The following is a 6,720-nucleotide window of genomic DNA, read 5'->3' on the forward strand; positions in this document are numbered from 1 at the left end:
GCGTCATTTCGTCTTCGTCTTCCCGAGCGCGGCCATCACGCCCTTCGCCAGCCCTTCCGCCGGACCGATCCCCCAGTAATGCAGGAAGAGCACGCGCCGCTGCTCGCCCGACATGTGCGAGTGGATGGCGACGATGTTGATCCCGCCGTGACGCAGCGCCTTGAGCACGTCCTGCATTTCTGCTTCGAGCATAGCGAAGTCTCCGTCGATCACCGCCTTGTCATCGGAGCCGGCGAGCGCCGCCCAGGTGTTCACGCCCATGGTGTTGCCCATGGTCATGCCGCGCACTTTGGTGGTGCGGCCCCAGGTCGCCTTGTAGACGCCGTCCTTGAACTCACCCTTCTTGCCGAAGGCCGCGTCCAGTTTTGCAGGATCGATGGTGCTCTTCGAGGGATCGATGTCCGCGGTCGGCACCTGGCCCTTTTCCTTCAGGGTAGCGAACACCTTGCCCACGGCCGTCGCGAGCTTCGCCTCGTCGCCCATTCCGCCGATGTGCATGAACATCACCTTGGGCGAATCCCAGAAGAAGTGGTTGTGCAGCGCGGTGACCTCGAGGCCGTTGTCGAGGGCCGTGCTCATCGCACTGTTCACCTGGTCCTCGGTGAGCACCACGTCACCCATCACCATCGTATGCGCTCCGCCTCCGCTGAACGCCGCCCAGGCCGTGAGGCCAAGCGGCGGGGTCAGCTTCACGCCGGCTGCGGTCGAGCCGATATCGTTGCGCGGGTATGAGACCTTGAACGCGCCTTCCTTCTCGTCGAGCTTTCCCTTGAGCCCGGTGAGCTGCTCGATCTTGGCTGTGTCCAACTTCGCTGCGGGCTGCGCTGCCATGAGGACGGCGACGACGGCGATCATGCTGCTCTCCTCTGGGCGTTTTCGAGACGCCGGTTGACTTCGTCCCACTGGATGTTCTGGAAGAACACGTCGACGTACTTGGCCGCCGCCGCGCCGTAGTCGAGGGCGTACGAGTGCTCGTACATGTCGAGCTCGCGCTCCTTGAGCGCAGCGACCAGAAGCGGCGGCGTGTCCTTGGTAACCCGCGCCAGCTCCTCTTCGGTGCGGTTCAGGTTCTTGACCGCGCCGCCGTAGTTGTTCTCGTGGTGAGAGACCATCAGCCGCTCGGACAATCCGCGCAGGCAACGGTTTGACGGAGTGCATGGCGTCACTTCGGCGTGGCGTTAAGATCGTCGAACTGGATGATGGAGTCGGCCTTCGTCCAGACGCCGAACTTGCCGGCGTCCTTGAATGAGCCGTCGTGGTCGTCGATCACCTTCGTGCCGTTGAAGAACACCTGGATGTGGTCCCCGACCATCTCCATCGCAAGGTCGTGCCAGACACCCGAAGCGACCTTCCCGTTCCATCCGGCGAACCTGACCCGGCGACCCTTGATGACGTGGTACAGGTGCACGTTGTCCTCGAGGGCGTTGGCGCGCGTGATGTAGTAGTTGTCCTTGTCCTTCAGCCGCCAGATGATTCCGCAGCCCTGATCGCCCTTCCCCGCGATCGGCTTGCACTTCACCGAAAGGCGCAGATCTTTCAGCTCCGGCCCGGTGTACGCGATCGGAAACCGATAATCGGTCTCGTCGCCGTCAGTTTGGGCGAGAACGTTCTTGCCGCTCGGAGCATCAGCTACCGCCTGCACGACCCACTTTCCCGGCTTGCCCTTCCCCGTTAGAGCAAACTCGAATCCCTTCGGCGGCTGTCCCGCGGTATCCGACTCGAAGTCGAACGTCATTGCCGCTGCGGTCATTGCGATGAGGGCCATGATCATGTCTCTCCTCCGCGGCGCTTTCGCTTGAAGTACTCATAGAGATCGTCGAGCACGAAGCCGGCGCGCTGCAGGCGCACCTCGTCCTCGGGATGCGCCATGGCGATGCCGTTGATCAGGTGCTCGAAACCCGCGTTGTCCGGCCGGCCGTACTTCTCGTCCTTGAGATCGATGTCGTGAACGATCTCGGCGATCGCCCGCAGCGCGGCGTCGGTGAGCTCGAAGCGCGCCAGCAGCACCTCGAACGAGCAGAGCTCGCCCTGGTGCGTGAATTCACCGTCGAACATGTCGAAGCGCAGCTCACCGGGCTGGTGGCGATGTTCGCGCGCGGACACGAATTTGAACTTCGCCTTTGGATCGATGAAACGGCGGATGAGCCACGCGCTGGCCATCCGGTCGACGTGGATGCCGGTTCGCGTCACCCAGGTCGCGCCGCGCGGCTTCTCCGCGGCTTCGGTAGAAGCCGCTGCCTTCTCCGGCGCGCGGACCGCGAGCTTCTGTTCAATCTCTCTCAACAAGCCGTCGACGGCTTCCCGGCTGCGCGCATGAAAGAAGTCGATCGCCGCGATGTCCGCAACGCGCTTCTGCAGCCGCGCGACCGCCGCTTCGATCTCGCCGCGCTTCTCTTCCGGAACCTCGCCCTTTCGGGGAAGACCCCGCGCCAGCTCCCGGGCCTCATCGGCCACCGCCTGGTAGTCGGCGTCGCGCGCGGCGCGGAACATCTCCTTGACCTGCTCGTCGTTGAGACCCTCGACGAGCCGCGCCTCGACGAGCGAGGCGTCTCCGCCGCCTTCGACGATTTCGCGCAGGACCCAGTTCAGGTCCTCCTGCGCCTGATCGTTGTTGGGCAGCGCGTAGACCGAGTTCTTGATGCCGACCGCGCCGAGCTTCTGCAGCCGCCGCCAGATCTTCACTCTGAAGTAGTTCGGCTTGGGCGGGATCTGGTGGATGAGCAGCAGCCACCCGGGTTTGTCCTTTTCCGGCACGACGCGGTTATAGTGCAGGCGTATCGGGAGTCAACGGAAGCTGGTGCAATTGAATCCAACGCGAGCACCCGAGGAGACGGTTTCCTGCACGATGCGGGAGCTGTTGCTCTACTTCCTCCGCCTCGGCACGTTCGGATTCGGCGGACCGATCGCACTCGCCGGGCACATGCAGCGCGATCTCGTCGAGGACCGCCGCTGGTTCTCGAGGCAGGACTACCTCGAGGGACTCGCGCTCTCGCAGCTCTCGCCGGGCCCCCTCGCCGCGCAGCTCGCCAAATATCTCGGGTGGGTCCGTGCAGGCATCCCGGGAGCAACGCTGGTGGCGGCGGCCTTCATCGGCCCCTCGTTCCTGATGGTGCTCGCGATCTCCTGGCTGTACGTGCGCTTCGGCGGGCTTCCGTGGATCCAGGCCCTGTTCTACGGAATCGGCGCGGCCGTCATCGCCATCATCGCCCGCAGCGCCTGGAAGCTGGCGCGATCCACGGTCGGCAAGGATCCCGTTCTCATCGCCTTGTTCGCCGTCAGCGCGATCGTCACTGGCTGGACCGAGAAGGAGTTCATCTGGATCTTCTTCGGCTGCGGGTTCGTCGCACTCCTGGCGAAAGCATGGCGCCCATCGCCGGCGACTTTGTCGGCGCTGCTGGTCCCCACCTGGCTCTTCTCCGGAATCCGCGGCCCGGGAGTCGGAGAGCTCTGGCGCATCGCCTGGTACTTCGCCGAGGCGGGAGCGTTCGTTTTCGGCAGCGGGCTCGCCATCGTGCCGTTCCTCCACGGTGGCGTCGTGGACGACTTCCACTGGCTCAACGAGCGGCAGTTCCTCGATGCCGTCGCAGTCGCGATGATCACGCCCGGACCCGTCGTCATCACCGTCGCCTTCATCGGTTTTCTCGTCGCGGGCCTCACGGGAGCGGTCGTGTCCGCGATCGGCGTCTTCCTGCCGCCCTACCTGATCGTGATCTTCGTCGCTCCGCATTTCCGGCGATGGTCGAAAAGCGATCGCGTCAAGACCTTCGTCGCCGGAGTCACTGCCGCGGCTGCCGGAGCGATCGCGGGCGCCGCGTGGGTGCTCGGCAGACGCGCCATCATCGACTTGCCGACCGCCGCGATCGCCGTGACCGTGCTGGTGCTGTTGATCAAGGCGCGCAAGATTCCCGAACCGATCGTCATCCTGGCCGCAGGCGCAGCCGGCCTGATCCTCCGTCACGGTGTCCCGAGATAAGGAGCTCCCATGCACTGGTTCCCGCTGCTCGTCATCGCCCAGGCTGCGACCGCGCCGCTCCTGCGCAAGGTGGCCGACGTCCCGTTGCCGGGCGCCGCCAGCCGCTTCGACTACGCGAGCCTCGATCCCGGAAGCGGGCGCCTCTACCTGAACCACATGGGTGCGGGCGAGGTCGTGGTCTTCGACATCCGCGCGCGCAAAGTCGTTGCGGTGCTCAAGGGCTTTCCTCGCTGCACGGGGATACTCGCGGTGCCGGCCCTGAACCGCGTCTTCGTGAGCACGCCCGGTGACGGCCATGTGGTCGCGCTCGATGGCAAGACGCATGCGGTGCTGGCGCGGCTCCCGGCGGGACAATTCCCGGACGGCATCGCGTTCGAAGTGGGTTCGGGAAGGATCTTCGTTTCCGACGAGAAGGGCGGAGCGGTCATCGCCGTCGACGCTTCAGCGCTCAAAGTCCTGAAGCAGATTCCAATCAGTGGCGAGGCCGGCAATACCCAGACCGATTCCGAAGGCCACCTCGTCTACACCAACGATCAGACGGACGGCGACCTGGTGGTGATCGATCCGGTCAAGCTCGAAGTGAAAGACCGAATCCCGCTCGGCGTCAAGGGCAACCACGGTCTCTACCTCGACCTGCCGAGGCATCTCGCGTTCATCGCGAGTGAGGAGACGAGCGAGCTTCTGGTGCTGGACCTCGCCCGGCGCCAGGTCACGGCGCGGTTCCCGGTAGGAAAAGGGCCGGACGTGCTCTCGTTTGACACCGGCAGCAGACGTCTGTACGTCGCGAGCGAGTCCGGACCGCTCTCTGTCTTTCGCGAGACGGACGCGGGGCTGCTGAAGGAAGGCGATCCACAGGTCGGGCCCAACGCTCACGTCGTGCTGGTAGATCCGGCGAGCCACCTCATCTATTTGCCGCTGAAGGACGTCGAGGGACATCCCGTGCTGCGCATCATGGAGCCGGCAACTCCGTGAGAGGCGTGTGAGCGACCTGATCGCTACTGCGGTTATGGGCCTCGCCGTCGGCATCCCGCAGCAAACATGGCGGAGCGAGGCGCGCCTCATGTGCCCGGCATGTGCCAGAACACCAGGCGGCGACGTCGCAAGAAGGCGATTCGGCCCTGGTGTCCACGGTTTGCGAGCTGGATGGGCGTCGCCTTTGCCGTAAAGAGACTACGGCCCCGAAATCCTCAGGGATTCCGGGGCCATATGGAGCGGAACACCGGGTTCGAACCGGCGACCTTCGCCTTGGCAACGAGGCAGCCTGGCATTGACGAATCTTCCCTACCCTCCACGAATCAGCAAGAACCTGTGATGTCCTTGCGGCTTTCCGAGGGCGAGCCGGAACCAAGTTCCACGAATCTCCACGCAGCTTCTCACGCTTCATGTGCTCAGGATGTGCCACCGACCGCGCGAGTGAGAACGAGTCCATCGATCGACATCGCGCAACTGGCAGCGCTGCTCGGATGCTCCAGCGCGCACGTCTACAAGCTGTGCGAGCAAGGCAAGCTGCCCCACTTCCGTGACCTCCACAATGCGATCTGGTTCGACTGCATGGCAGTCGGCTACGTCCTTCGGAGCGCAATCTTCAAGGATCATTCCCCAAAGCCATGACGAAAGCCGCTGTATCCAGTGTTGGCGCGAAGAAGTCCTGGGGGAGGTCGGCGCGAGCATGGCTACGGCTTGTAGCGAAGAGCTCCAATGAGTGCAGCCAGTACGGGAGGCGTCTGCCGCCGACTGGGGTGATAGAGATAGTACCCGGGGAAGGTCGGGCACCACTTCGCCAGAATCCGCGTGAGTCGCCCCGCCTCGAGATCAGCCGCCACCTCATCCTCGTAGACGTACGCGAGGCCTTGGCCCGCCAAGGCTGCCTCCCGGGTCAGGTCGGAATTGTTGAACACGAGGGGACCCTCGACGCGAACCGCGAAGGGCCTCCCCTTCTCCTCGAAGTCCCAAGCGTAGAGGCCGCCTGTCCTGACCTGCCGGTAGTTGATGCAGCGATGGCCTGAGAGCTCGCGGGGGGTCCGGGGCACCGGGTGGTCGGCGAAATACGATGGGGCGCCGACGACGGCCATCCGGATGTCCGACCCGATGCGGACCGCGATCATGTCTCTCTCGACGAGGTCGCCGAAGCGGATGCCGGCGTCGATTCGGTTCGCGACGATGTCGGTCAGGTTGTCGTCGACGAGGATGTCCACCCGGATATCGGGATGGGACGCAAGGAAGCCCGGCAGGACAGGCATGACGACGGACGAGACGGCATGCTTGGTCGCGGTGATGCGGACGGTGCCGGAAGGCTTTCCGCGCAGGGCAGAGGCCGCATCCACCCCGGAGGCGATCTCCTCCAGTGCGGGGCGCACAGAGCGCAGCAGCGTTTCGCCCGCTTCAGTCGTCGACACTGAGCGCGTAGTCCGCGAGAGGAGCCGCACCCCGAGCCGCTCCTCCAGCGCCTTCATGGCGTGGCTCAACGCCGACTGGGACACGCCGAGCTCGGCCGCCGCGCGGGTAAAGCTTCCGTGCTCGGCGACGACTGCGAAGGCGGCGAGGTCGTAAAGGTCGTCTCGTAGATGGACCGACAGTTGGCGGCGAGCCTCCTTGGCCCGATGAACGTCACTCGCGCCGTCCTGCCGGTGATGCGCAAACAGCGCTCGGGGCACATCATCTCGATCTCCTCGTCAGCGGGCCTCTCGGGCGCGTTCGAGTTCGGTACGGCCTATGCCGCGTCGAAGTTCGGCCTCGAGGGCTTCATG

Annotated in this window: 9 protein-coding genes; 4 read left to right on the forward strand and 5 right to left on the reverse strand. The window is 64.7% G+C overall.

Features of this window, described 5'->3' with window-relative positions; genetic code table 11:
* Nucleotides 1–3: 3 nt before the first annotated feature.
* Genes E6J58_16670 through E6J58_16685 form a run of 4 tightly spaced genes read right to left on the reverse strand, consistent with a single transcriptional unit; the run spans nucleotide 4 to nucleotide 2,754 of the window.
* Nucleotides 4–855 (reverse strand): DUF1259 domain-containing protein, encoded by an 852-nt coding sequence (locus tag E6J58_16670; protein ID TMB35446.1) that lies wholly within the window; start codon nucleotides 853–855, stop codon nucleotides 4–6.
* Entirely contained in the window at nucleotides 852–1,112 is a 261-nt protein-coding gene (locus E6J58_16675) for a hypothetical protein (protein ID TMB35455.1), read from the reverse strand. The genes E6J58_16670 and E6J58_16675 overlap by 4 nt, the downstream gene beginning before the upstream one ends.
* 50 nt (nucleotides 1,113–1,162) lie before the next feature.
* Nucleotides 1,163–1,765: a hypothetical protein gene (locus E6J58_16680; GenBank protein ID TMB35447.1), complete on the reverse strand. Its 603-nt coding sequence runs from the start codon at nucleotides 1,763–1,765 to the stop codon at nucleotides 1,163–1,165.
* Nucleotides 1,766–1,767: 2 nt separating this feature from the next.
* A complete protein-coding gene (locus tag E6J58_16685; GenBank protein TMB35448.1) occupies nucleotides 1,768–2,754 on the reverse strand; it encodes a ChrB protein in 987 nt (328 codons plus the stop codon).
* Between the two features lie 91 nt (nucleotides 2,755–2,845).
* Between E6J58_16685 and chrA the strand changes: the two genes are divergently transcribed.
* From chrA to E6J58_16700, 3 genes are all read left to right on the forward strand, one after another.
* Nucleotides 2,846–3,973, forward strand: coding sequence for a chromate efflux transporter (gene chrA, locus E6J58_16690; GenBank protein TMB35449.1), 1,128 nt, complete (start codon nucleotides 2,846–2,848; stop codon nucleotides 3,971–3,973).
* A 9-nt stretch (nucleotides 3,974–3,982) separates the two neighbouring features.
* Nucleotides 3,983–4,945: a hypothetical protein gene (locus E6J58_16695; GenBank protein TMB35450.1), complete on the forward strand. Its 963-nt coding sequence runs from the start codon at nucleotides 3,983–3,985 to the stop codon at nucleotides 4,943–4,945.
* Nucleotides 4,946–5,386: 441 nt separating this feature from the next.
* The gene (locus E6J58_16700; protein TMB35451.1) at nucleotides 5,387–5,584 is read left to right on the forward strand and encodes a helix-turn-helix domain-containing protein; all 198 of its coding nucleotides are present in this window, start codon (nucleotides 5,387–5,389) and stop codon (nucleotides 5,582–5,584) included.
* A 62-nt stretch (nucleotides 5,585–5,646) separates the two neighbouring features.
* Here the strand turns inward: E6J58_16700 and E6J58_16705 are convergent, their stop codons facing one another.
* Nucleotides 5,647–6,549, reverse strand: coding sequence for a LysR family transcriptional regulator (locus E6J58_16705; GenBank protein TMB35456.1), 903 nt, complete (start codon nucleotides 6,547–6,549; stop codon nucleotides 5,647–5,649).
* Here E6J58_16705 and E6J58_16710 point away from each other — a divergent pair.
* Nucleotides 6,538–6,720 (forward strand): SDR family NAD(P)-dependent oxidoreductase (locus E6J58_16710; protein ID TMB35452.1); only part of this gene is annotated, 183 nt, incomplete at its 3' end. The genes E6J58_16705 and E6J58_16710 overlap by 12 nt on opposite strands.

The organism is Deltaproteobacteria bacterium, from assembly GCA_005879535.1.
Lineage (GTDB): Bacteria > Myxococcota > Myxococcia > Myxococcales > 40CM-4-68-19 > 40CM-4-68-19.